The following is a 22,508-nucleotide window of genomic DNA, read 5'->3' as shown; positions in this document are numbered from 1 at the left end:
ACCATCGTCCTTCTCCTGGAGGCTCCTGTGCCCGAAGCCCTGCCCGATCTGCTCCGTGCAGACGGCGTCCTGTTCGACCTCGACGGCGTGCTGACGCCGACGGCCGAGGTGCACATGCGTGCGTGGAAGGTCGTCTTCGACGACGTCTTCGAGCGCTGGAACATCACGCCGCCGTATTCGGATGCCGACTACTTCGACTACGTCGACGGCAAGAAGCGCTATGACGGCGTGGCCAGCCTGCTGCACAGCCGCAACGTCGAGGTGCCGTGGGGTGCGGTCGACGACGCGCCCGAGGCCGAGACCGTCTGCGGCATCGGCAACCGCAAGAACGCCGCGTTCGCCACGGCGCTCCGCAGCGAGGGCATCGCGCCGTTCCCCGGCTCCCTCGCGCTGATCGAGAAGCTCACCGCGGCCGGCGTCCCGATCGGTGTGGTGTCGAGCTCGAAGAACGCCGAAGAGGTGCTCACCGCCGCCGGCATCCGTCACTTCTTCCCCGTCGTGGTCGACGGGACCGTCGCCGAGCGCGACGGCCTCGCCTCGAAGCCCGCCGCCGACATGTTCGCCGCCGGAGCCGCAGCGCTCGGCGTCGACCCCGCCCGCAGCGTGGCCGTCGAGGACGCCACGTCCGGAGCCGCGTCCGCCGCAGCCGCGGGGTACGCCACGGTGGTCGGCGTCGACCGGGGCACCGGCGCAGACGCGCTGCGCGCCGCCGGCGCCACCGTCGTCGTGACCGACCTCGACGTCTTCCTCACCGCCGGAGCACCAGACTCCGACACCACCCGCTCCGACTCCGACTCCGAGGAGACCGCATGATCGACCGCGACCGCTTCCCCGTCGACCCCTGGCGTCTCATCGAGACGCGCTACTCCGAGAGCGGGGTGGGGGAGACCCTCTTCAGTGTGGGCAACGGCTACCTCGGTCTGCGGGGCAACCACATCGAAGGTCGCGGCGCGCACGAGCACGGCACGTTCATCAACGGCCTCCACGAGACCTGGCCGATCCGTCACGCCGAGCAGGCCTACGGCTTCGCCGAGGTCGGCCAGACCATCGTCAACGCGCCGGACGCGAAGGTCATGCGCGTGTACGTCGACGACGAGCCGATCTCGTTCGACGAGGCCGACGTGCGCGAGTACCGGCGCACGCTCGACATGCGCACCGGCATCCTCGAGCGCCTGGTCGTCTGGGAGACCCCGTCGGGCAAGCGCGTCCGCATGCGCGACGAGCGGATCGTCAGCTTCGAGGAGCGCCACCTCGCGATCCTGCGCCTCGAGGTCGTCGTCGAGAACTCCGACGCCCCGGTGACCGTGAGCTGCCAGATGATCAACCGCCAGGACGGCGCCGGCGTCTACGAGGGCACTCCCGTCGAGGCCAAGGGCGGCGCGGGCTTCGACCCCCGCAAGTCCGAGCGGATCGCGGAGCGGGTGCTGATCCCCGCCGAGCACTGGCAGGACGGACTCCGCTCGGCGCTGTCATACGGCGTCGCGGCGTCCGGCATGACGGTCGCGGTCGTCGCCGACCACCTCATCGAGACCGAGAACGACTACACCTCTCGCACGCTGATCGAGGAGGACATCTCCAAGAACGTGTTCCGCGTGCAGGCGAAGGCCGGTGTGCCGATCACGGTGACGAAGCTCGTCAGCTACCACACGTCCCGCGGCGTGCCTCCTCGTGAGCTCGTCGACCGCTGCCGTCGCTCGCTCGACCGCGTGCGGTTCGAGGGCATCGAGACCCAGTTCCGCCGCCAGGCCGAGTGGCTCGCGGCGTTCTGGAAGCGCAGCGACGTGCAGATCGGCGGCCACGACGACATCCAGCAGGCGACGCGCTGGTGCCTCCTCCAGCTCGCGCAGGCGTCGGCGCGTGCCGACGGCACGGGCGTCGCCGCCAAGGGCGTGTCGGGGTCGGGGTACAGCGGCCACTACTTCTGGGACACCGAGATCTACGTGCTCCCGTTCCTCACCTACACCTCGCCCCAGTGGGCGCGCAACGCGCTGCGGGCGCGGGCGCTCATGCTCCCGGCGGCCCGTCGCAGGGCTGCGCAGCTGAACGAGGCCGGCGCCCTCTTCCCGTGGCGCACGATCAACGGCGAGGAGGCGTCGGCGTACTACGCCGCAGGCACGGCGCAGTACCACATCAACGCCGACGTGAGCTTCGCGCTCGGCAAGTACGTGCGGGCGACGGGCGACGACGACTTCCTGCGCCGCGAGGGCATCGACATCGCGATCGAGACGGCTCGTCTGTGGGCGACGCTGGGCTTCTGGCGCACCTCGCGCATCGTCGCCGACACGGCCGACGACGACGGCATCGAGACGTTCCACATCCACGGCGTCACCGGGCCGGACGAGTACACGACCGTCGTCAACGACAACCTGTACACGAACGTCATGGCGCGCTACAACCTGCGCTACGCGGCGAGGGTCGTCCGCGAGGCGCGCGAGGCGAACGGCGAGGAGTTCGCCCGCGTCGTCGAGCGCACGGGGCTCGGAGAGGACGAGGCCGAGGGGTGGGACCGCGCGGCCGACGCGATGTTCATCCCCTTCAGCGAGAGCCTCGGCATCCACCCGCAGGACTCGCTGTTCCTCGAGCGGGAGGTGTGGGATCTGGCGCACACCCCGGCCGACCAGCGTCCGCTGCTCCTGCACTTCCACCCACTGGTGATCTACCGGTTCCAGGTGCTCAAGCAGGCGGACGTCGTGCTCGCGCTGTTCCTGCAGGGCAACCACTTCACTGCCGAGGAGAAGAAGGCGGACTTCGATTACTACGACCCGCTGACGACCGGCGACTCGACGCTGTCGGCCGTGGTGCAGTCGATCCTCGCGGCCGAGGTCGGCTACCAGGACCTCGCGCTCCAGTACTTCCGTCAGTCCCTGTTCGTCGATCTGCACGACCTGCACCACAATGCGGCCGACGGCGTGCACGTCGCCTCGGCCGGCGGCGTCTGGACCGCACTCGTCTGCGGCTTCGGCGGCATGCGCGACTACGCGGGCGAGCTCAGCTTCGACCCGCGTCTGCCCGCGGACTGGCCGTCGTTGGCGTACCCGCTGCAATGGCAGGGGTCGGAGCTGCAGGTCACGATCACGAAGAACGAGCTGCGCGTGCACGTGCGATCCGGTGACCCCGTGGCCTTCACGGTCCGTGACGAGGCGTTCATCGCGACGACGGATGCCGACGTCGTGGTCGCCCTGGCCGATCAGGGCCCGATCATCCCGGGCCGGCCGACGCTGCGGCAGTTCGCCGACGCGCTGCGAGAAGACGGCACGCGGCTCTCGGCATCCGTTCCCGTGATCACCACCGCGATCCCGGTGATCGAGCCGATCGACTGAGAGTGATCGTCGCTGCGTCGCTGCATCGCTGTTCGGGTTCGCGCCCCCAGCGCTCCTGCTCGTGCTCGCCGTGGTCGAGCGGGTGCGGACGCCGTGGCGGTCGACCGGTCGCGCCTGCCGGAACGTCCGTGGCACGCCGTAGGCTGTTCAGGTGACCACAGCCCTCTACCGCCGCTACCGCCCCGAGTCGTTCGGCGAGATGATCGGGCAGTCCCAGGTGACCGATCCGCTGATGACCGCCCTGCGTGGCGACCGCGTCGGGCACGCCTATCTCTTCTCCGGTCCGCGCGGCTGCGGCAAGACGACGTCGGCCCGCATCCTCGCGCGCTGCCTCAACTGCGCCGAAGGCCCCACCGACGTTCCCTGCGGCACCTGCCCGAGCTGCGTCGAGCTGTCGCGTGCCGGCGGCGGATCCCTCGACGTGGTCGAGATCGACGCCGCCAGCCACAACGGCGTCGACGATGCGCGCGATCTCCGCGAGCGCGCGACGTTCGCGCCGAGCCGCGACCGCTACAAGATCTTCATCCTCGACGAGGCGCACATGGTCACGCCGCAGGGCTTCAACGCGCTGCTGAAGCTCGTCGAAGAGCCGCCGGAGCACGTCAAGTTCATCTTCGCGACCACCGAGCCCGAGAAGGTCCTCGGCACGATCCGCTCGCGCACGCACCACTATCCGTTCCGGCTCGTGCCGCCTGCGGCGATGCTCGAGTACGTCGAGAAGCTCTGCGCCGAAGAGGGCGTCGAGGCCGAGCGGGGTGTGCTGCCGCTGGTGGTCCGCGCCGGAGGCGGCTCCCCGCGAGACACGCTCTCGCTGCTCGACCAGCTGATCGCAGGATCCGATTCCCCGGCGGGCTCCGAGACGGTCACGGTCGCCTACGAGCGCGCAGTCGCCCTGCTCGGCTACACCCACGCGGCGCTGCTCGACGAGATCGTCGACGCCCTGGCGGCCGGCGACGCCGCGGCCGCCTTCCCGGCGATCGACCGCGTGGTGCAGACCGGGCAGGATCCTCGCCGCTTCGTCGACGATCTGCTCGAACGCCTGCGAGACCTCATCGTCATCGCGGCGGTCGGGGCCGGTGCGTCATCCGTGCTCCGCGGCATCGCCGAAGACGAGCTCGCGCGTATGCGGAGCCAGGCCGATTCGTTCGGCGCGGCGCGTCTGTCACGCACGGCAGACGTCGTCAGCGCCGCGCTCGACGACATGTCCGGTGCGACCTCGCCCCGACTCCACCTCGAGTTGATGGTCGCCCGGGTTCTCGCCGGAATGGCAGAGGCGGCGACCCCCGCGCCGGCAGCTCCGGCTCCGGCACGCACGGCGCCGGCACCCTCGGCGGGCGCTGCGACTGCGGCCGCCTCCGCGCCGGCGGCGCCTGCTGTGTCCAAGCCTGCGGCGCCATCCGTGTCCGAGCCGGCGGCTCCTTCCGTGTCCGAGCCCGCGGCTCCGGCCGCTTCGGCGCCCGCGGCGCCGTCGGATGCCGCACCCTCGGGCGCCACATCGTCGGATGCAGAGCGAGCGGGCGACGCGGTGGAGGCGACGGCACCCTCCGTCGAACAGAGCGGCGCGACCGCGCAGTCTCCCGCTGCGGCGACGCCGAGCGGCCCCGTCGCCTTCGAACAGGTGACTTCGGCCTGGCCGTCGGTGCTGAAGCGGTTGGAGAGCATCAGCCGCACCTCTTGGCTGCTGGCCACCGCCGTGCAGCCGCTCGCCTACGCCACCGACACCGAGGTCCTCACCCTGGGCTTCACGAGCCAGCACGACGTGGCGAAGTTCAAGGGCACGACTCCCGGGTCAGGGCCGTCCGACCACCTGCGCAGCGCGATCGAGCAGGAGCTCGGGGTCAAGGTCAAGTACCTCCCGGCGCCGATGCCCGCGGGCGGCGCGCCGCGTCAGCCCTCGACGTCGTCGTCAGGCGGCCCGGCGGCCGACGCGCCTGCATCGGAGCCTGCGTCAGCGGCGTCGCCTCGTCCCCAGACTCGCAGCGCCTCTGCCGGACCGGTCACCGAATGGGCGGTGGCGCCGATCCCCGCGTCCGTCGCCCCGGTGCCTGCTCCCTCGTCCGCTCCGGCGGGCTCCTCCGCGGCCCCGGCATCGGCGGCATCGGCACCGGCGGCTCCGTCGGCATCCCGCCCGTCTCAGACTGAGACGCCGTCCGCGGGGCCGGTCTCGTCTGCAGCGAACCCTGCGTCATCGGCGGTCGCGGCATCTCCGGCGCGGGCGACCGTCGACCCCGACGTCCCGCCGTATCCGGTCGACGACGAGCCTCCCTATTTCGACGACGAGCCTCCGTACGACCCTGCGTACGAGCCGGCCCCGTCCGGAGGTGGGCGTGCTCCCGTCGAGCCACGGACGCCGGCGGCCGCGGCGCCGACCCCATCGACGAAGGCGATGCCGACCGCATCCGCCCCGGTCGTCGCCGAGCGCACCCCCGCCGGGGGAGTCCAGCGCTACGGCGAAGCCGTGATCCGCCAGGTGCTCGGCGCGACGTTCGTGCGCGAAGAGCCCTACGAGCCCCCGACGAGGTTCTCCTGATGTACGACGGCATCGTCCAAGAGCTGATCGACGAGTTCGGCCGCCTGCCGGGCATCGGTCCGAAGTCCGCTCAGCGCATCGCGTTCCACATCCTCCAGACACCGACGTTCGACGTCGCGCGTCTCTCCGAGCTGCTCACCGAGATCCGCATCCGCGTGCGGTTCTGCGAGGTCTGCGGCAACGTGGCCGAACAGGAGCGCTGCGCGATCTGCCGAGATCCCCGGCGCAACGGCACCCTCATCTGCGTGGTCGAGGATGCGAAGGACGTCGCGGCGATCGAGCGCACGCGCGAGTTCCGCGGTCTGTACCACGTGCTCGGCGGAGCGATCAGCCCGATCGCCGGCATCGGCCCCGACGACCTGCGCATCGCGCAGCTCATGACACGGCTCGCAGACGGCACGGTGCAGGAGGTCATCCTCGCGACGAACCCGAACCTCGAGGGCGAGGCCACTGCGAGCTACCTCAGCCGCCTGCTGACCACGATGCAGATCACCGTCTCACGCCTCGCCTCCGGCCTGCCGGTCGGCGGCGACCTCGAGTACGCCGACGAGGTCACCCTCGGTCGCGCGTTCGAGGGCCGGCGCGTGCTGTGAATCCGCACGGCGGCTTCTCTCGACGGGGGTGGCTGCTCTTCGGAGCGATGGCCCTGCTGTGGGGTGTGCCGTACCTCTTCATCAGCGTCGCGGTCGAGTCGTTCTCGCCGCCGGCGATCGTCGCCGGGCGCACCCTCATCGCGGCTCTGCTGCTCCTGCCGTTCGCCATCCGCGGCGGTGCTCTGCGCGAGGCGTGGACGGTGTGGCCGTGGGTCCTGGCCTTCGGCGCGATCGAGATGGCCGGGCCGTTCGTGCTCCTCGGCCACGCGGAGATGACGCTGCCCTCGGGCATGACCGGGCTGCTCGTCGCCACTGTCCCGCTGTTCGCCGCGCTCATCGCGCTGGGCGGAGGTGACAGGGGCGTCCTCCGACCCGCACGCGGCATCGGCCTCCTCATCGGCTTCATCGGCGTCGCGATCGTCGTCGCCGGCCCGGGCCTCTTCGGCGGCGAGGTGAGCCTGCTCGCGGCGGGGGAGGTGCTTCTGGTCGCGGTCCTGTACGCGATCGCCCCGTTCATCGTGGCCCGCAAGCTCTCCCACATCCCCTCGCTCGGGACGATCACCCTGTCGCTGCTGATGATCGGCGTCATCTACCTGCCGATCGGTCTGCTCACCCAGCACGAGGTGCCGACTCTGCCGTCGATCGCGGCGCTCCTCGCGCTCGCCGTCATCTGCACGGCCGTCGCCTTCCTCGCCTTCTTCGCGTTGATCCGAGAGGTCGGGCCGGTGCGCGCCCCGCTGTTCACCTACGTGAACCCCGTCGTCGCGATCATTCTCGGAGCGATCGTCCTGTCCGAGCCGCTCACGCCCGGGTTGCTGATCGGGTTCCCCCTCATCATCATCGGATGCTGGTTCGCCGCGACCGGCGGACGTCTGCGCCCGCCGGCATCCGCTCCTCCCGGCCTCGTCGCCGCCCCGCTCCCGCCCGCGCCCTGAGCGCTCCGAACTCTCCTACTCTCCTCCCGCGCGGGCACAACTTCGGATGCCGCCGGCGACACGCCGCCGGAGCGCCGGACTCTCCCGAGTGTCGGACCCCATCTCCGAAGCTGTGCCGGCCTGCCCACCAGCCCCGCCCGCCGGCCCCGCCCGCCAGCCCGTCGACCGGCCCCGCCGACCGGCCCCGGCCCGTTCACTCCCGAGCCCGACCTCTCCCCGCATCCGCACGCCCGTCCCTCGCGGGCAACTTTGGATGCTGCGGGCGACTCGCCGCCCGGCGCGCCGGACTCTCCGGAGTGTCGGACCCCATCTGCGAAGCTGTGCCGGCCTCGCACCCCGACCCCGGCCACCCGCCCCGCGTCACATGCGAGGCAGGGCATATGCGCCGATCGTAGAATGAGCGTGGGCGGATCCGCCCGACACCCCAGGGAGTGAACGTGGCCCTCATCGTGCAGAAGTACGGCGGCTCTTCCGTCGCCGACGCAGAGAGCATCAAGCGCGTCGCCAAGCGCATCGTCGACACGCGGCGCGCAGGGCACGACGTCGTCGTCGCCGTGAGCGCCATGGGCGACACGACCGACGAGCTGCTCGATCTCGCGAACGAGGTCGCTCCGATCCCCGCGCCGCGCGAGCTCGACATGCTGCTGAGCAGCGGTGAGCGCATCTCGATGGCTCTGCTGGCGATGGCGATCCACTCGATGGGCTTCGAGGCGCGCTCGTTCACCGGCAGCCAGGCGGGCATGATCACCGACTCCCAGCACGGAGCCGCGCGCATCGTCGACGTCACCCCCATCCGTCTGCGTGAGGCGCTCGACGAGGGCGCGATCGTCATCGTCGCGGGGTTCCAGGGTTTCAACCGCGACACCCGCGACATCACCACGCTCGGGCGCGGCGGCTCCGACACGACGGCGGTCGCCCTCGCGGCGGCGCTCTCCGCCGACGTCTGCGAGATCTACAGCGACGTCGACGGGATCTTCACGGCCGACCCGCGCGTCATCCCGAAGGCGCAGAAGCTCGACCACGTCTCGAGCGAGGAGATGCTCGAGCTCGCCGCCAACGGCGCGAAGGTCCTCTACATCCGCGCCGTCGAGTACGCACGCCGTCACGGCGTGCTGATCCACGCCCGGTCGACGTTCTCGTCGTCCGAGGGCACATACGTTCTGGGCGAGGGCATGAAGAACCCTCGCGAAGCCGAGGGAGCAGCCATGGAAGAACCGATCGTCGCCGGTGTCGCCACCGACTTCGGCCAGGCCAAGATCACCGTCTCGGGCGTCCCCGACGTCCCGGGCAAGGCCGCGGAGATCTTCAAGATCGTCGCGAAGTCGGGTGCCAACGTCGACATGATCGTGCAGAACGTGTCGGCGACCGGCCGCACCGACATCTCGTTCACGGTTCCCAAGGCGGATGCTGCGGCTGCCCTCAAGGCCCTGGCCGGCGAGCAGACCGAGGTGGGCTTCCAGAACCTCATCCACGACGATCAGATCGGCAAGCTCTCGGTCGTGGGTGCGGGCATGCGCACGCACTCGGGGGTCTCGGCGACCCTCTTCGAGGCGCTGTCGTCGGGAGGCATCAACATCGAGATGATCTCGACCTCGGAGATCCGCATCTCGGTCGTGCTGCGCGACACGGATCTCGCCGAGGCCGCCCGCACCGTGCACACGGCGTACGGGCTCGACGGCGACGCCGAGGCGACCGTCCACGCCGGGTCCGGTCGCTGAATCGGGCCGAACGGCTGGTGGTCTCCCCGCCTGGCCGGTGATCCGGCCGGATCCTGCCAGCCAGGCCGCATTATCTCCAGCCAGACGAACCGCCCCCTGCGGGACGGCACGGTAGACTCACCGAAACCCTGACATCGGCGACAGGCGCGGCATCCGCATCCCGACGTCGCGCCCGAAGCCTCTCTTGCAGTACTGCACGACGCCAAGGAACCTCATGACCCGCATCTCCGACTCAGGACTCTCCGTCGCCATCGTGGGCGCCACCGGCCAGGTGGGCACCGTCATGCGCGACATCCTCGCCGAGCGGTCGTTCCCGATCCGCGAGCTGCGTCTGTTCTCGTCGTCCCGCTCCGCGGGCACGGCGATCGAGTTCGGCGGCGCGACGGTCGTCGTCGAGGATGTCGAGACGGCGGATGCCGCGGGCATCGACATCGCCCTGTTCTCGGCCGGTGCCACCGCCAGCCGCGCGTACGCCCCGCGCTTCGCCGAGGCGGGGGCTGTCGTCGTCGACAACTCGAGCGCGTGGCGCAACGACCCGCAGGTCCCTCTCGTGGTCAGCGAGGTCAACCCGCATGCGATCGACGATCGCCCCCGCGGCATCATCGCGAACCCGAACTGCACGACGATGGCAGCCATGCCGGCGCTGAAGGCTCTGGATGCCGAGGCAGGCCTCGAGCGCCTCATCGTGTCGACCTACCAGGCCGTCTCCGGCTCCGGTCTCGCCGGCGCGCAGGAGCTCCTCGGCCAGGTCGAGGGCGTCCTCGCCCAGGGCGACACGCTGCGCCTCGTGCACGACGGCTCGGCGATCGACTTCCCCGAGCCCGAGAAGTACGTCGCCCCGATCGCGTTCGACGTGATCCCGTTCGCCGGCAACCTCGTCGACGACGGCTTCAACGAGACCGACGAGGAGAAGAAGCTCCGCAACGAGAGCCGCAAGATCCTCGAGCTCCCCGACCTCCGCGTCGCCGGCACCTGCGTGCGGGTTCCCGTGTTCACCGGGCACTCGCTCTCGATCAACGTCGAGTTCGCGCGCGACATCACGCCCGAGCGTGCGCGCGAGGTGCTGAGCAGCGCCCCGGGAGTCGTGCTCGACGAGGTGCCGACCCCGCTGCAGGCCGCGGGCAAGGACCCGAGCTTCGTCGGCCGCATCCGTGCCGACCAGTCGGCGCCCGAGAACAGGGGACTCGTGCTGTTCATCAGCAACGACAACCTGCGCAAGGGCGCGGCGCTCAACGCCGTGCAGATCGCCGAGATCCTCGCCGAGCGCCTGGTGGCCATAGCCTGACCGCATCCCCGCGATACCGAACCGCTCTGGTCGAGCCGGCCGCGTGGTCTGTCGCGTCCTGCCCGCGAACTAGACTGTCCTGGTGACCGAAACCGTCGATGTCGTCTTGATCGGTGGTGGCATCATGAGCGCCACCCTGGGTACCCTGCTGCACGAATTGCAGCCGGATTGGAAGATCGTCGCCTTCGAGCGACTCTCCGATGTGGCTCAGGAGTCCTCCAACCCCTGGAACAACGCGGGCACCGGACACGCGGCGCTCTGCGAGCTCAACTACATGCCGCAGCAGAAGGGCGCCCCCCTCGATCCTGCCAAGGCGATCTCGATCAACGAGCAGTTCCAGCAGAGCCGCCAGTTCTGGTCGTCCCTCGTGGAGAAGGGCGTGCTCGACGAGCCGTCCACCTTCATCAACGCCACCCCGCACATGACGTTCGTGCGCGGAGAGAAGGACGTCGCCTATCTCAAGGACCGCTACGAGGTCCTGAAGAAGGAGCCGCTCTTCGAGGGAATCCAGTACAGCGACGACTCGCGAGTCATCAACACGTGGGCGCCGCTGCTCATGCAGAAGCGCCGTAAGGGCGAGCCGTTCGCGGCGACGCGCGTGCCGGCGGGCACCGACGTCGACTTCGGTGCGCTCACGCACCAGCTGTTCGATCACCTGACCTCCTCCGGCGTCTCCCTGCGGACGAACCAGGAGGTCCGCTCGCTGAAGAAGCAGAAGGACGGCGACTGGCTGGTCAAGTACCGCACGACGATCGGCCGCACCCCGAGCGAGATCAAGGCGCGGTTCGTGTTCGTCGGTGCGGGCGGCTGGGCGCTCAAGCTGCTGCAGCGCTCCGGCATCCCCGAGATCAAGGGGTACGGCGTCTTCCCGATCGGCGGACAGTTCCTCAAGACCTCGAACCCGAAGATCGTCGCGCAGCACAAGGCGAAGGTCTACTCGCAGGCGTCCGTCGGCGCGCCCCCCATGTCGGTGCCGCACCTCGACACCCGCGTGGTCGACGGCGAGGCATCGCTGATGTTCGGTCCGTTCGCGACCTTCAGCCCGAAGTTCCTCAAGAACGGCTCGATGCTCGACCTCGTGACGCAGGTGCGCACCCACAACCTGTGGCCGATGCTGCGGGTCGCCTTCGCGAACCCCGACCTCATCACCTACCTCGTGGGCGAGCTCCTCAAGAACCACGCCAAGAAGGTCGACAGTCTCCGCACCTTCATGCCGACCGCGAAGGATGAGGACTGGACGCTCATCGACGCGGGTCAACGTGCGCAGGTGATGAAGAAGGACGCCAAGAAGGGCGGCATCCTGCAGTTCGGCACCGAGGTCGTCGCCTCCGCAGACGGCTCGATCGCCGGCCTCCTCGGGGCCTCGCCCGGCGCATCCACGGCCGTGCCGATCATGCTCGACCTGCTGAAGAAGTGCTTCCCCGACGAGTACCCGGGTTGGGAGTCCGACCTGCGCGAGCTCATCCCGACCTTCGGGCAGCAGCTGAACAAGGATGCCGCGCTGGCCGAGAAGTCCACGGCGGCCACGGCGGCCACCCTGGGCATCAACGAGTAGCGGACCGGTGGCCAAGCTCTACTTCCGTTACGGAGCGATGAACTCCGGCAAGTCGACGTCGCTGCTGCAGGCGGCGTACAACTACGAGGAGCGGGGCCAGCACGTCCTGCTCGCGAAGCCCGCGATCGACACCAAGGGCGCCTCGCAGATCGACAGTCGGCTCGGGATGACGCGGGAGGTCGACTTCCTCATCGGAGCGGAGGACGACGCGCGCGCCCTCTTCGCCGAGCGCAACGAGGGCCGGGACATCGCCTGCCTCCTGATCGACGAAGCACAGTTCCTCACCGCCGAGCAGGTGGACGATCTCTTCCGGATCGCCGTCGAGGACGGCATCCCCGTGATCGCCTACGGCATCCGCAACGACTTCCTGACCCACGCCTTTCCCGGATCCGCGCGGCTGCTGGCGATCGCCCATTCGCTCGAGGAGCTCAAGACCATCTGCCGCTGCGGACGCAAGGCGGTCTTCAACGGCCGGGTCGTCGGCGGCCGATTCGTGTTCGACGGCGACCAGGTCGCGATCGATGAGGGCGCTGACGGCTCCGCCGCGCCCGAGCTGACGACCTACGAGTCGCTGTGCGGACGGTGCTACCTCGAGGAATCCGGCGGACGTCTGGGCTGACCCCGGCGGTTTGGCCGTCCGTGCCGGTCGCGGGGGTGTGCACGATTCAGCACGGATTCCGAATCCGGCGCCTCCGGCGACCCATCTCGCCCGGAACGCGCGTTCTCTGCTGAGTCCTGCACGGACGTTGCGTGGTCAGACCACACGCGCTACTGTGGTCAGACCACAGATGCGCCCGCGACGAAGGAGGACGGATGCCGGAGCAGCCCGCTCGCGCCTGGCGCCTCGTGCTCGAACACGTCGAGCGCGACCTGCTCGACGGCCGCATCGGCCCGGGCGACCGTCTCGCCTCCGAACGCGACCTCGCCGCCGACCTCGGTGTCGGCCGCTCCAGTGTGCGCGAGGCGCTGCGCGTGCTCGAGGTCATGGGCCTCATCCGCACGTCGACCGGCTCCGGCCCGCAATCCGGCGCCATCGTGATCGCGACCCCGACCGGAGGCATGTCGACTCTTCTCCGTCTCCAGGTCGCCGCGCAGGGATTTCCGCTGACCGATGTCGTGCAGACCCGACTGCTGCTCGAAGACGCGGTCGCCGCCGCCCTGGCGAGCCAGCAGGCCCCCGATCTCGCGGCAGCACACCGTGTGCTCGAAGCGATGGATGCCGCGGGGCTGACCTCCGCGGAGTTCCTCGCGCTGGACGCCCAGCTGCACCTCGCCCTCGCCGAATCGAGCGGCAACACCGTCGTCGCAGCGATCATGGCGGGCTTGCGCACCTCCATCGAGTCCTACGTGCAGCAGGGAGCCTCGGCGATCGCGGATTGGGATGCCATGGCAGACGTGCTGCGCTCCGAGCACCGAGCGATCATCCAGGCCATCGCCGCCGGAGATGCGGCGACCGCGCAGACCCTCGTGCGAGCCCACATCACCGGCTACTACACCGCGACGGGCCTGACCCAGCGCGAACGATCCATCGACTGAGAGGACATGCCATGGTCCAGCGCCAGCTGCCCAACCCCGCCGAGCTGCTCGAGCTCATGCAGTTCAAGAAGCCGCAGCTCGACGGCAAGAAGCGCCGTCTCGACGGAGCGCTCACCATCGACGATCTGCGCACGATCGCGAAGCGCCGCACGCCGAAGGCGGCGTTCGACTACACCGACGGCGCGGCCGAGGGCGAGCTGTCGCTGAGCCGCGCACGCCAGGCCTTCCAGGACGTCGAGTTCCACCCCGGCATCCTCAAGCCCGCACCCGACGTCGACACGTCCGTCGACATCCTCGGCGGACCCTCGGCGCTGCCCTTCGGCATCGCGCCGACGGGCTTCACACGCCTCATGCAGACGGAGGGCGAGGTGGCGGGTGCCGGAGCCGCCGCCGCAGCCGGCATCCCGTTCACCCTCTCGACGCTCGGCACGACGTCGATCGAGGGCGTGAAGGCCGCGAACCCCCACGGCCGCAACTGGTTCCAGCTCTACGTCATGCGCGACCGGGAGATCTCGTACGAGCTGACCCGACGTGCCGCCGCCGCCGGCTTCGACACCCTGCAGTTCACCGTCGACACCCCCGTGGCCGGCGCACGCCTGCGCGACAAGCGCAACGGCTTCAGCATCCCGCCTCAGCTGACGCTGGGAACCATCATCAATGCGATTCCCCGGCCGTGGTGGTGGATCGACTTCCTCACGACGCCCAAGCTCGAGTTCGCGTCGCTGAGCACCACCGGCGGCACCGTCGGCGAGCTGCTCGACGCGGCCATGGATCCGACCATCAGCTACGACGACCTCGCGGTCATCCGCGACCTGTGGCCCGGCAAGATCGTCATCAAGGGTGTTCAGAACGTCGAGGACTCGGTGCGACTGCGCGACGCGGGCGTCGACGGGATCGTGCTCTCCAACCACGGCGGGCGGCAGCTCGACCGCGCGCCCATCCCGTTCCACCTGCTGCCGAGCGTCCGCAAGGCCGTCGGCGACGACTTCACCGTGATGATCGACACCGGCATCATGAACGGCGCCGACATCGTCGCGGCGGTCGCGATGGGCGCCGACTTCACGCTCATCGGCCGGGCTTACCTCTATGGACTGATGGCGGGGGGCCGCGCCGGAGTCGACCGCACGATCTCGATCCTCCGCACGGAGATCGAGCGCACCATGCGTCTGCTGGGTGTCGCGTCGCTGGCGGAGCTCGAGCCCGCGCACGTCACCCAGCTGACCCGCCTCGTGCCCGTGGCGCGGGACGCCTCCGAGGCCGTGGTGCGCTGAGTCAGAGCGGGCGCTGAGTCAGAGAGCCGGCGCTGACTCAGAGAGCGGGCGTTGACTCAGAGCGTCTTCAGCAGCTCGTCGAGCTTCTCGGCCGTGTCCTCCCAGCCGTCCACGGCGACGGAGGGCACGCCGAGGGCCAGGACCGGGTAGTCGTTGCCGCCCTCATCGAGGCGGTCGCCGTAGAAGAGCATCGAGGCGAGCGGGATGCCGGTGTGCTCGGCGAGCTTCTGCATGCCGTAGGCCTTGTCGATCCCGGCGCGGGTGATGTCGATAGACGTCGAGCCGCCGGAGCGCACTTCGAGGCCGGGAAGCCGTGCCGAGACGGCATCCCGCAGCGCCTCGCGCTTCGCGCCGTCGGGGTCCCAGGCGTGCTTCGCGTCGCGCGGCGCCTTCTGCCCGAGCGCCGAGAACGTGATCTGGGATCCTCGGTCCTCGAGGATCTCGCCCCACGGCTCGGTCTCCCACAGTCCGAGCCGCTCAGCCTCCTCGCGCAGCGCGGTGAGCGCGCCGGCCTTCTCGTCCTCGCTGAGGTCGTGCGCATACAGCGGCGCGAAGTCGCTGCCGTCGTGCCGGAGGTAGCGGGTGCCGCAGGTGGGCAGGAGGTGCAGCCGAGCCACGGCGACCGTGTCGGCGTCGCCGAGCTGCGCGATCACCTGGGCGCGGAACTGCGCCTCGTTGCCGCCGGAGATGATGGCCACGTCGACGGTCTCGAGCAGCGCGAGCAGCTGCGCGGCGATCCTCGGACTGATGGCGCCCTTCGACGGGGCGAGCGTGTCATCGAGGTCGAAGGCGACGAGGGCAGGCGTTGTCATGATGCTTCCAGGCTACGAGAGGGATTCTGCGGAGTTCGCGGGGCGAAGAGGAGCGTGCAGACCATCGCGAGGAAGACCCCGATGAGGGCGCCGCCGGAGTTGGCGATGACGTCGCCGACCGTGGCTGCGCGGTGGGGGAGTGCCACGCGCTGCGCGATCTCGATCGACAGGGACAGTGCGGGGCCGAGCAAGATCGCGATCGGCCACCAGCGGCGGGGCACGAGGAGGAACGACAGGATGCCCACCGGCACGAACACGAGCACGTTGGCGATGATCTCGAGGCGGGTGAAGTCCAGCGACTCCCAGCCCAGCCGGTGCGCGGCGGTGACCAGGAGGTCGAGGAGGTTCGGCATCGACTCCTCGACGCGCCGCGGGGTGAGCGTCAGCAGGGCGAGGCCTGCGAGGAAGACGACTCCGAGGGCGATGGCGATGCCGCGCGTCGCACGGCGCGGCGGCGGGAGCAGTCGACCCACGCGATCCCCTTCGCTTCGATCCCGGTACAGAGAAGGCCGCCCGAGGGCGGCCTTCCGGTGTTACTGGTCGGGGTGACAGGATTTGAACCTGCGACCTCTTCGTCCCGAACGAAGCGCGCTACCAAGCTGCGCCACACCCCGTTTTGCAACCCTCCGAGTCTACAAGGAAAACTCCGCAGCGCCGAATCGGAGGATCATCCGCGCGCCGTGAGCGTGAGCAGCGTCGCCTCGGGCCGGCAGGCGAAGCGCACGGGGGCGTAGATGGAATGCCCGCACCCGGCGCTGACGTTGAGCGGGACCGAACGACCGTCGTGCGTCCACGTGCTGAGGCCCTTCGCCTGCTTCAGCGGGATGTCGCAGTTCGCGACCAATGCGCCGTAGCCGGGGAGGCAGACCTGCCCGCCGTGGGTGTGTCCGCCGAGGATCGCGTCGGCGCCCAGATCGACGAACTCGTCGAGCACACGGCGGTACGGTGCGTGGGTGACCCCGAGGACCGACGAACCGGCGTCTCGCGGTCCGAGCGCCTCGATCGCCGCCGGGAGGTCTTCCAGGCGGTCCCAGTCGCGGTGCGCGTCGTCGACGCCGAACAGGTCGAGGGAGCTGCCGGCGACCGTCATCCGGGTGGCCGCGTTGTTCAGACCGGTCCACCCGAGGTCGTCGGTGAAGAAGGCGTCCATCGCGTCCGTGTCGAGGGCCGGGGCCGGGGCGCGGCGCTTCTGAGACGGTCCGGCGAAGTACAGGAGGGGGTTGCGCGGCGACGGAGCGGTCACGTCGTTCGATCCGTGCACGAACACCCCGGGGATGCCCGCGAAGGGTTCGAAGGCGCGGCGGATGCCGTCCAGGCCGTCGCGGTGTCCGAGGTTGTCGCCGGTGTTGACGATGAGGTCGGGCTTCAGCTGGGCGAGCGATGCGAGCCAGTCCTGCTTGCGGTGCTGCCACGGAGCCATGTGGGCGTCGGAGATGTGCAGGACGCGCAGCGGAGCGGAACCGGGTGCCAGAGCGGATGCTGTGACCTCGCGCACCGTGAACAGATAGCGCTCGATGCCGATGCCCCATACCGCGGCCGCGGCACCGGCGGCCCCCACCGCACCGAGTGCGATGAGGGCCGGGTGGGCGGCGCGACGGCGGGTCACCGACACGTGACCGTGATCTCGGTGCTCTTGTTGGTCGCCGTGTTCGCTGCGGGGTTGGTCGACGTGACGGTCGCGGTCGGCGGGTTGCAGGAGTTGTCGAACGAGATCGACGAGAATCCTGCGCCGAAGAGCGCGCTCTGGGCATTGGCCTTCGACTGACCGGTGATGTCCGGCACGGTCGCGCCCTGGCCGTTGCTCGGTGAGATCGTGACGGTCGCGCCGCTCGGAGCCTGCCCCACCGGGTCCTGCGCGACGACGACGTCACCGGCAGGTCCGTCGACGGCGGGGCCGACGGCGACCTGGAAGTCCGCATCCTCGAGGATGGCGGTCGCCTCGCCCACGGACTTGCCGATGACGCTCGGCACCTCCGTCAGCACCTGACGGCTGAGGTTGTTGTCGGGGGCGGGGAACGCGTCGCCGCCGAAGATGTCGTTCGCGGTCCGTTGCATGGTCCTGGCGAGGCCGTAGCGCATCTCGTTGAGCGCGGTTCCGCCCCAGCTCTGACGGAGGATGCTGGCCTGTCCCTCGGAACGGCCGACCCACACCGCGGTCGTGACCTTGGTGCTCGACTCGATCATCATGGTTCCCCATGACTCGTGCGTTCCGGTCTTGCCTATCAGCGGCACACCGTCCCGGGTGTTCGCCTTCGCGCCGGTTCCGCCGTTCATGACGCCCTGCAGCGCGAATGCCGCGGTCGCAGCGACCTCGGGCGAGATGACCTGCGAGCACTTGGACTCGGGGATGGGGAGCTCGTTGCCCTGGGCGTCGACCACGCGGTCGATCGACTTCGGGGTGCAGTAGACGCCGCCGTTCGCGACCGTGGCGTACGCGCCGGCCATGGCCAGCGGGGAGATGTACTTCGGTCCGAGGATGTCGTACGGGGCGGCCGGGTCGTCGGTCGTCTTGCCGCCGTTCGACAGCGTCACGCCCATGCGGTCGGCCACGGCGTTGATCTTGCAGAGGTCGAGCTTCTCGGCCATCGCGAGGTATCCGCTGTTCAGCGAGTCGGCCGTGAACTTCATCACCGTGCCGGTGTAGCCGCCCTGGTTGCCGAAGTTCTGGATCTTCGTCTTGTTCGTGATGCCGTCGTCACCGCACTTGAACTTCGTGAAGACGCGGTTGGTGCCGTTGAGGGTCTCGCGAACCGAGTGCCCCTCTTCGAGCCAGTCGATCAGCGTGAACAGCTTGTACGTCGAGCCGACCGAGAAGCCGTTCGATCCGCCGTGCGCCTTGTCGGTCGCGAAGACGAGCGACGTGTACGCCTGGTCGTCGGTGACGGTCTCGCTGAACGTCGTGTTCTGCGTGATCGCGAGGACACGGCCGGTGCTCGTCTCGAGCGAGACCCCCGCGGCGCCGAAGCGCTGGTTGTCGTAGTTGCCCGGCACGGTCTCGAGCATCGCCTGGGCGCCGGCGTTCTGGATGTCGATGTTCATCGTCGAGTAGATCTGCAGGCCGCCCTGACGCAGCAGGTCGCGGCGCTTCTCGGGGGTGTCGCCGAAGGCCGGGTCGTTCAGCACGACCGACTTCACGTACTCGCAGAAGTAGGCGCTGCGGGCGATGTCGTTCGCGGCGACGCAGCCCTGGGTCGGAGCGGTGATCGCGGGCGTGATCGGCGAAGCATCCGCCTCGTCGAACTGCGCCTGGGTGATCTTGCCGTCGGTGAGCATGCGGTTGAGCACGTAGTGGCGGCGCTCGAGCGTCTGCGCGTATCCGTCCGCCTCGCTGTTGTGTGCGACGCCGTCGTCGTCGGTCCAGGTGCCTTCGGGCTTGTCGATCCGGTACTGGTTCGGGTTCTGCACCATTCCGGCGATCGTGGCGGCCTGCGCCAGCGTGAGGTTCGCGGCGGTGGTCGAGAAGTAGCGGTTCGCCGCCGACTCGATGCCGTAGACGGTGCCGCCGAAGTTCGCGATGTTCAGGTAGCCGAGGAGGATGTCGTTCTTCGAGTACTCCTTCTCGATCTGCAGAGCGAAGCGCATCTCCTGGAGCTTGCGCTCCACGCCCTTCGCGCCGACCGCGTTCGTGGCGTCGAGCCAGCACTGCTGCAGATCGTCGGCGTAGGTGCCCGATGCAGGGTCCGCGTCCTGCTCGCACTCCTGGATCAGCACGTTCTTCACGTACTGCTGGGTGATCGTCGAGGCGCCTCGGTCGTCGGTGCCGCGGAGGTTGTCGACGAGGGCCTTGGCCGTCGCGCCGACGTTGATGCCGCCGTGCGAGAAGTAGTCCTTGTCCTCACTGGAGAGGATCGCGTCGTAGACGACGGGGTTGATCTGCTCCCAGGTGACGGGGATGCGGTTCTGCTCGAAGAACGACGCGAGCTCGACCGGACCGTCGGCCGTCGACGCGTAGATCGTCGACTGCTCCATCGGCGCGGTGACATCGAGGTTCGTCGGGAGCTTGTCGAAGATCGTGAGTGCCTGGGAGCCGGCGATACCGGTCATGGCCAGGACCGGGGTGACGCTGGCCGTGACGAGGAGACCGGCGACGGCGCTCAGGCCGACGAGTCCGAGGATCCCGCCGAGCGCACCCTTCACCGTGCGATTCTTTTGAGGCATACGCTTGATCGTAGGGGAGTTCCCTGAATACCGCCTTTGACGCATCTGCGCGCGGATGCCGCCAGACAGGAGTGCCATGACCACGTGGGAATACCTCACCACGCCGCTGCTGATCCACAACACCGCTGCCATCCTCAACAACTGGGGCAAGCAGGGGTGGGAGCTCGTGCAGGTCGTCCAGGGACCCGAAGGCGGGCTCGTCGCCTACTTCAAGCGTCCGGTGACCTCGGATGCCACGGGCAACGCGGCGGGCCTCGCCGCCGCTGCAGAGGCATCGCGCCAGTTCGAGGGAGGGGCGGCATGAGCGTCTCCGAGCGTCTCGCCGATCTCGGCATCGAGCTCCCGGTCGTCGCAGCGCCGGTCGCCGCGTACGTGCCGGCCGTCGTGCACGAGGGACTCGTCTACACGTCCGGCCAGCTGCCGTTCACCGCCGGCGAGCTGCCAACGACCGGCAAGGTCGGCGCCGAGGTCAGCGCTGAGGACGCGAACACGTACGCCCGCGTCTGCGCGCTGAACGCACTGGCGGCGGCAGCCGCCGCAGCCGGCGGAGTCGACAGGATCGCCGGTGTGCTCCGTGTCGGCGGCTTCGTGGCATCCGCCCCTGACTTCACCGGTCAGCCGGGCGTGATCAACGGCGCGAGTCTCGTGCTCGGCGAGATCTTCGGCGAGGCGGGCCAGCATGTCCGCGCCGCCGTCGGAGTGCCGGTGCTGCCGCTCGACAGTCCGGTCGAGGTCGAGGTCACGTTCGTCCTCGCCTGACACCTCTCACGCAGAACGCCCCCTCCCGATCGGGAGGGGGCGTTCTGCGTCCGGCCTGCTACTTGACCTGTGCGGAGATGATGCTCATCACGGCGGTGTCCGCGAGCGTCGTGGTGTCGCCGACCTCGCGGCCTTCAGCCACATCGCGCAGCAGGCGGCGCATGATCTTGCCGGAGCGGGTCTTCGGCAGCTCTCCGACGATGTACACGTCACGCGGTCGCGCGATGGCGCCGATCTGCTCTCCGACCCAGACGCGCAGCTGCTGGGCGAGGCCGGCAGGATCGTGCGCCGAGAGGTAGCTCTCCTTGATGATGACGAAGGCGACGACCGCCTGACCCGTGGTGTCATCCGCGGCGCCGACCACCGCGGCCTCCGCCGTGGCCTCGTGCGCGACGAGCGACGACTCGATCTCGGCGGTGGAGAGTCGGTGGCCCGAGACGTTCATGACGTCGTCGACCCGTCCGAGCAGCCACAGGTCACCGTCGTCGTCGAGTCGCGCGCCGTCCCCGGCGAAGTAGTAGCCCTGCTTCTCGAACTTCTCCCAGTACGTCTCCGTGTAGCGTTCGGGGTCTCCCCAGATGCCGCGGAGCATGCTCGGCCACGGCTCCGTGATCACGAGGAGGCCGCCGTTGCCGTTGCCCACCTCGGCGCCCGACTCGTCGACCACGTCGATCGAGATGCCGGGGAGCGGGACCTGTGCCGAGCCCGGCTTGGTGGCCGTGACGCCCGGCAGTGCCGAGACCATGATCGCGCCGGTCTCGGTCTGCCACCAGGTGTCGACGATGGGTGTCGCGCCCGCGCCGATCACGTCGCGGTACCAGATCCACGCCTCCGGGTTGATGGGCTCCCCGACCGAGCCGAGCAGACGCAGCGATGACAGGTCGAACTTCGCGGGCACGCTGCGCCCGATCTTCATGAACGAGCGGATGGCGGTCGGCGCCGTGTAGAAGATCGAGACCTTGTACTTCTCGATGATCTCCCACCAGCGGCCGGGGTGCGGGGCGTCGGGGGTGCCCTCGTAGATGACCTGGGTCGCGCCGTTCGCGAGCGGGCCGTAGGTGACGTAGCTGTGGCCCGTGATCCAGCCGATGTCCGCCGTGCACCAGTAGACGTCCGTCTCGGGGTGCAGGTCGAAGACGTATCTGTGCGAGTAGGCGACCTGCGTGAGATATCCGCCCGAGGTGTGCAGGATCCCCTTCGGCTTCCCGGTCGTGCCGGAGGTGTAGAGGATGAAGAGCGGATTCTCGGCGGGGAAGGCCTGCGCGGTGTGCTCGGCGGATGCCGCCGGGACGACGTCGTGCCACCAGAGGTCGCGCCCGTCCTCCCAGTCGACCTCGTTCTCGCCGCGCTTCACCACGAGGACGTGCTCCACGGTCTGCTGCTCCCCGTCGCCCCGGTCGGCGAGGGCCTGGTCCACCGCCGGCTTGAGGGCCGACACGCGGCCCTTGCGATAGCCTCCGTCGGCGGTGATGACGAGCTTGGCGCCGGCGTCGTCGATGCGGGAGCGGAGGCTGTCGGCACTGAAGCCGCCGAAGACGACCGAGTGGATCGCGCCGACCCTGGCGACGGCGAGCATCGAGGCGACGGCCTCCGGGATCATCGGGAGGTAGATGGCGACGCGGTCGCCGTGACCGATGCCGAGACCCTCGAGGACGTTCGCGACGCGCTTGACCTCTTCGGTCAGCTCGGAGTACGTGATGCTCCGGGAGTCGCCGGGCTCGCCCTCCCAGTGCAGTGCGACGCGGTCGCCGTTGCCGGCCTCGACGTGTCGATCGAGGCAGTTGTACGCGACGTTCAGCTCGCCGTCGTCGAACCACTTCGCGAACGGCGGGGTCGACCAGTCGAGCACCCGGGTGAAGGGCTTGTGCCAGTCCAGAAGCTCTCGGGATTGCGCGGCCCAGAACCCCTCGCGATCTGCGGCGGCGCTCTCGTACAGCGCGGGCGAGGAGATCGTCTGCGCGACGAACTCGTCAGACGGCGGGAACTTGCGGGTCTCATCGAGAAGATGATCGATCTGGCTGCTCATCGGCAGGCGC

Annotated in this window: 18 protein-coding genes and 1 tRNA gene; 13 read left to right on the top strand and 6 right to left on the bottom strand. The window is 69.5% G+C overall.

Annotated elements, in window-relative coordinates; translation table 11 throughout:
* Positions 1 to 27 precede the first annotated feature (27 nt).
* The 11 genes from BN2660_RS01805 (at position 28) to BN2660_RS01755 (ending at position 14,743) form a co-directional block, all read left to right on the top strand.
* Positions 28 to 813 (top strand): HAD family hydrolase, encoded by a 786-nt coding sequence (locus BN2660_RS01805; RefSeq protein ID WP_091226503.1) that lies wholly within the window; start codon positions 28 to 30, stop codon positions 811 to 813.
* Positions 810 to 3,320 carry a glycoside hydrolase family 65 protein gene (locus BN2660_RS01800; RefSeq protein ID WP_091226500.1) on the top strand — a complete coding sequence of 837 codons (2,511 nt, stop codon included), beginning with the start codon at positions 810 to 812 and terminating at the stop codon, positions 3,318 to 3,320. Before BN2660_RS01805 ends, BN2660_RS01800 begins: the two co-directional genes overlap by 4 nt.
* 151 nt (positions 3,321 to 3,471) lie before the next feature.
* Positions 3,472 to 5,850, top strand: coding sequence for a DNA polymerase III subunit gamma and tau (locus BN2660_RS01795; RefSeq protein ID WP_091226498.1), 2,379 nt, complete (start codon positions 3,472 to 3,474; stop codon positions 5,848 to 5,850).
* Positions 5,850 to 6,443 carry a recombination mediator RecR gene (recR, locus tag BN2660_RS01790; RefSeq protein ID WP_091226496.1) on the top strand — a complete coding sequence of 198 codons (594 nt, stop codon included), beginning with the start codon at positions 5,850 to 5,852 and terminating at the stop codon, positions 6,441 to 6,443. The genes BN2660_RS01795 and recR overlap by 1 nt, the downstream gene beginning before the upstream one ends.
* The gene (locus BN2660_RS01785) at positions 6,440 to 7,378 is read left to right on the top strand and encodes a DMT family transporter (RefSeq protein WP_091226494.1); all 939 of its coding nucleotides are present in this window, start codon (positions 6,440 to 6,442) and stop codon (positions 7,376 to 7,378) included. The genes recR and BN2660_RS01785 overlap by 4 nt, the downstream gene beginning before the upstream one ends.
* A 437-nt stretch (positions 7,379 to 7,815) precedes the next feature.
* The gene (locus tag BN2660_RS01780) at positions 7,816 to 9,096 is read left to right on the top strand and encodes an aspartate kinase (protein WP_091226559.1); all 1,281 of its coding nucleotides are present in this window, start codon (positions 7,816 to 7,818) and stop codon (positions 9,094 to 9,096) included.
* A 214-nt stretch (positions 9,097 to 9,310) separates the two neighbouring features.
* Positions 9,311 to 10,381, top strand: a complete 1,071-nt coding sequence (locus BN2660_RS01775) for an aspartate-semialdehyde dehydrogenase (protein WP_091226492.1) — start codon at positions 9,311 to 9,313, stop codon at positions 10,379 to 10,381.
* 82 nt (positions 10,382 to 10,463) lie between these two features.
* The gene (locus BN2660_RS01770; protein ID WP_091226490.1) at positions 10,464 to 11,936 is read left to right on the top strand and encodes a malate:quinone oxidoreductase; all 1,473 of its coding nucleotides are present in this window, start codon (positions 10,464 to 10,466) and stop codon (positions 11,934 to 11,936) included.
* A 7-nt stretch (positions 11,937 to 11,943) separates the two neighbouring features.
* The gene (locus BN2660_RS01765; protein WP_091226487.1) at positions 11,944 to 12,555 is read left to right on the top strand and encodes a thymidine kinase; all 612 of its coding nucleotides are present in this window, start codon (positions 11,944 to 11,946) and stop codon (positions 12,553 to 12,555) included.
* A gap of 194 nt (positions 12,556 to 12,749) precedes the next feature.
* Entirely contained in the window at positions 12,750 to 13,472 is a 723-nt protein-coding gene (locus BN2660_RS01760; protein WP_091226484.1) for a FadR/GntR family transcriptional regulator, read from the top strand.
* 11 nt (positions 13,473 to 13,483) lie between these two features.
* Positions 13,484 to 14,743: an alpha-hydroxy acid oxidase gene (locus BN2660_RS01755; protein ID WP_091226482.1), complete on the top strand. Its 1,260-nt coding sequence runs from the start codon at positions 13,484 to 13,486 to the stop codon at positions 14,741 to 14,743.
* Positions 14,744 to 14,799: 56 nt separating this feature from the next.
* Here BN2660_RS01755 and BN2660_RS01750 read toward each other — a convergent pair whose 3' ends face one another.
* From BN2660_RS01750 to BN2660_RS01730, 5 genes are all read right to left on the bottom strand, one after another.
* Positions 14,800 to 15,555, bottom strand: a complete 756-nt coding sequence (locus BN2660_RS01750) for an HAD-IIB family hydrolase (RefSeq protein ID WP_091226479.1) — start codon at positions 15,553 to 15,555, stop codon at positions 14,800 to 14,802.
* Entirely contained in the window at positions 15,552 to 16,028 is a 477-nt protein-coding gene (locus BN2660_RS01745) for a VanZ family protein (RefSeq protein ID WP_091226477.1), read from the bottom strand. The genes BN2660_RS01750 and BN2660_RS01745 overlap by 4 nt, the downstream gene beginning before the upstream one ends.
* 64 nt (positions 16,029 to 16,092) lie before the next feature.
* A tRNA-Pro gene (locus BN2660_RS01740) sits at positions 16,093 to 16,169 on the bottom strand.
* Between the two features lie 53 nt (positions 16,170 to 16,222).
* A complete protein-coding gene (locus tag BN2660_RS01735; protein WP_091226556.1) occupies positions 16,223 to 17,161 on the bottom strand; it encodes a metallophosphoesterase in 939 nt (312 codons plus the stop codon).
* Positions 17,158 to 19,713, bottom strand: a complete 2,556-nt coding sequence (locus BN2660_RS01730) for a transglycosylase domain-containing protein (protein ID WP_091226474.1) — start codon at positions 19,711 to 19,713, stop codon at positions 17,158 to 17,160. The genes BN2660_RS01735 and BN2660_RS01730 overlap by 4 nt, the downstream gene beginning before the upstream one ends.
* A gap of 76 nt (positions 19,714 to 19,789) precedes the next feature.
* On the opposite strand from BN2660_RS01730, the gene BN2660_RS01725 reads away from it, so the two are divergent.
* The gene (locus BN2660_RS01725; protein WP_091226472.1) at positions 19,790 to 20,017 is read left to right on the top strand and encodes a Sp36 family protein; all 228 of its coding nucleotides are present in this window, start codon (positions 19,790 to 19,792) and stop codon (positions 20,015 to 20,017) included.
* The gene (locus BN2660_RS01720; RefSeq protein ID WP_091226470.1) at positions 20,014 to 20,472 is read left to right on the top strand and encodes a RidA family protein; all 459 of its coding nucleotides are present in this window, start codon (positions 20,014 to 20,016) and stop codon (positions 20,470 to 20,472) included. The genes BN2660_RS01725 and BN2660_RS01720 overlap by 4 nt, the downstream gene beginning before the upstream one ends.
* Positions 20,473 to 20,530: 58 nt before the next feature.
* Here BN2660_RS01720 and acs read toward each other — a convergent pair whose 3' ends face one another.
* The gene (acs, locus tag BN2660_RS01715; protein ID WP_091226469.1) at positions 20,531 to 22,498 is read right to left on the bottom strand and encodes an acetate--CoA ligase; all 1,968 of its coding nucleotides are present in this window, start codon (positions 22,496 to 22,498) and stop codon (positions 20,531 to 20,533) included.
* Positions 22,499 to 22,508 lie beyond the last annotated feature (10 nt).

It is taken from the genome of Microbacterium sp. 3J1 (assembly GCF_001049495.1).
Classification (GTDB): Bacteria; Actinomycetota; Actinomycetes; order Actinomycetales; family Microbacteriaceae; genus Microbacterium.
This window is presented reverse-complemented; position numbering and strand designations above follow the sequence as displayed.

Coding starts and splice junctions, on each gene's coding strand:
- BN2660_RS01800 (WP_091226500.1), top strand. CDS start 810: ATGATCGACCGCGACCGCTTCCCCGTCGACCCCTGGCGTCTCATCGAG.
- recR (WP_091226496.1), top strand. CDS start 5,850: ATGTACGACGGCATCGTCCAAGAGCTGATCGACGAGTTCGGCCGCCTG.
- BN2660_RS01775 (WP_091226492.1), top strand. CDS start 9,311: ATGACCCGCATCTCCGACTCAGGACTCTCCGTCGCCATCGTGGGCGCC.
- BN2660_RS01760 (WP_091226484.1), top strand. CDS start 12,750: ATGCCGGAGCAGCCCGCTCGCGCCTGGCGCCTCGTGCTCGAACACGTC.
- BN2660_RS01755 (WP_091226482.1), top strand. CDS start 13,484: ATGGTCCAGCGCCAGCTGCCCAACCCCGCCGAGCTGCTCGAGCTCATG.
- BN2660_RS01750 (WP_091226479.1), bottom strand. CDS start 15,555: ATGACAACGCCTGCCCTCGTCGCCTTCGACCTCGATGACACGCTCGCC.
- BN2660_RS01730 (WP_091226474.1), bottom strand. CDS start 19,713: ATGCCTCAAAAGAATCGCACGGTGAAGGGTGCGCTCGGCGGGATCCTC.
- BN2660_RS01725 (WP_091226472.1), top strand. CDS start 19,790: ATGACCACGTGGGAATACCTCACCACGCCGCTGCTGATCCACAACACC.
- BN2660_RS01720 (WP_091226470.1), top strand. CDS start 20,014: ATGAGCGTCTCCGAGCGTCTCGCCGATCTCGGCATCGAGCTCCCGGTC.
- acs (WP_091226469.1), bottom strand. CDS start 22,498: ATGAGCAGCCAGATCGATCATCTTCTCGATGAGACCCGCAAGTTCCCG.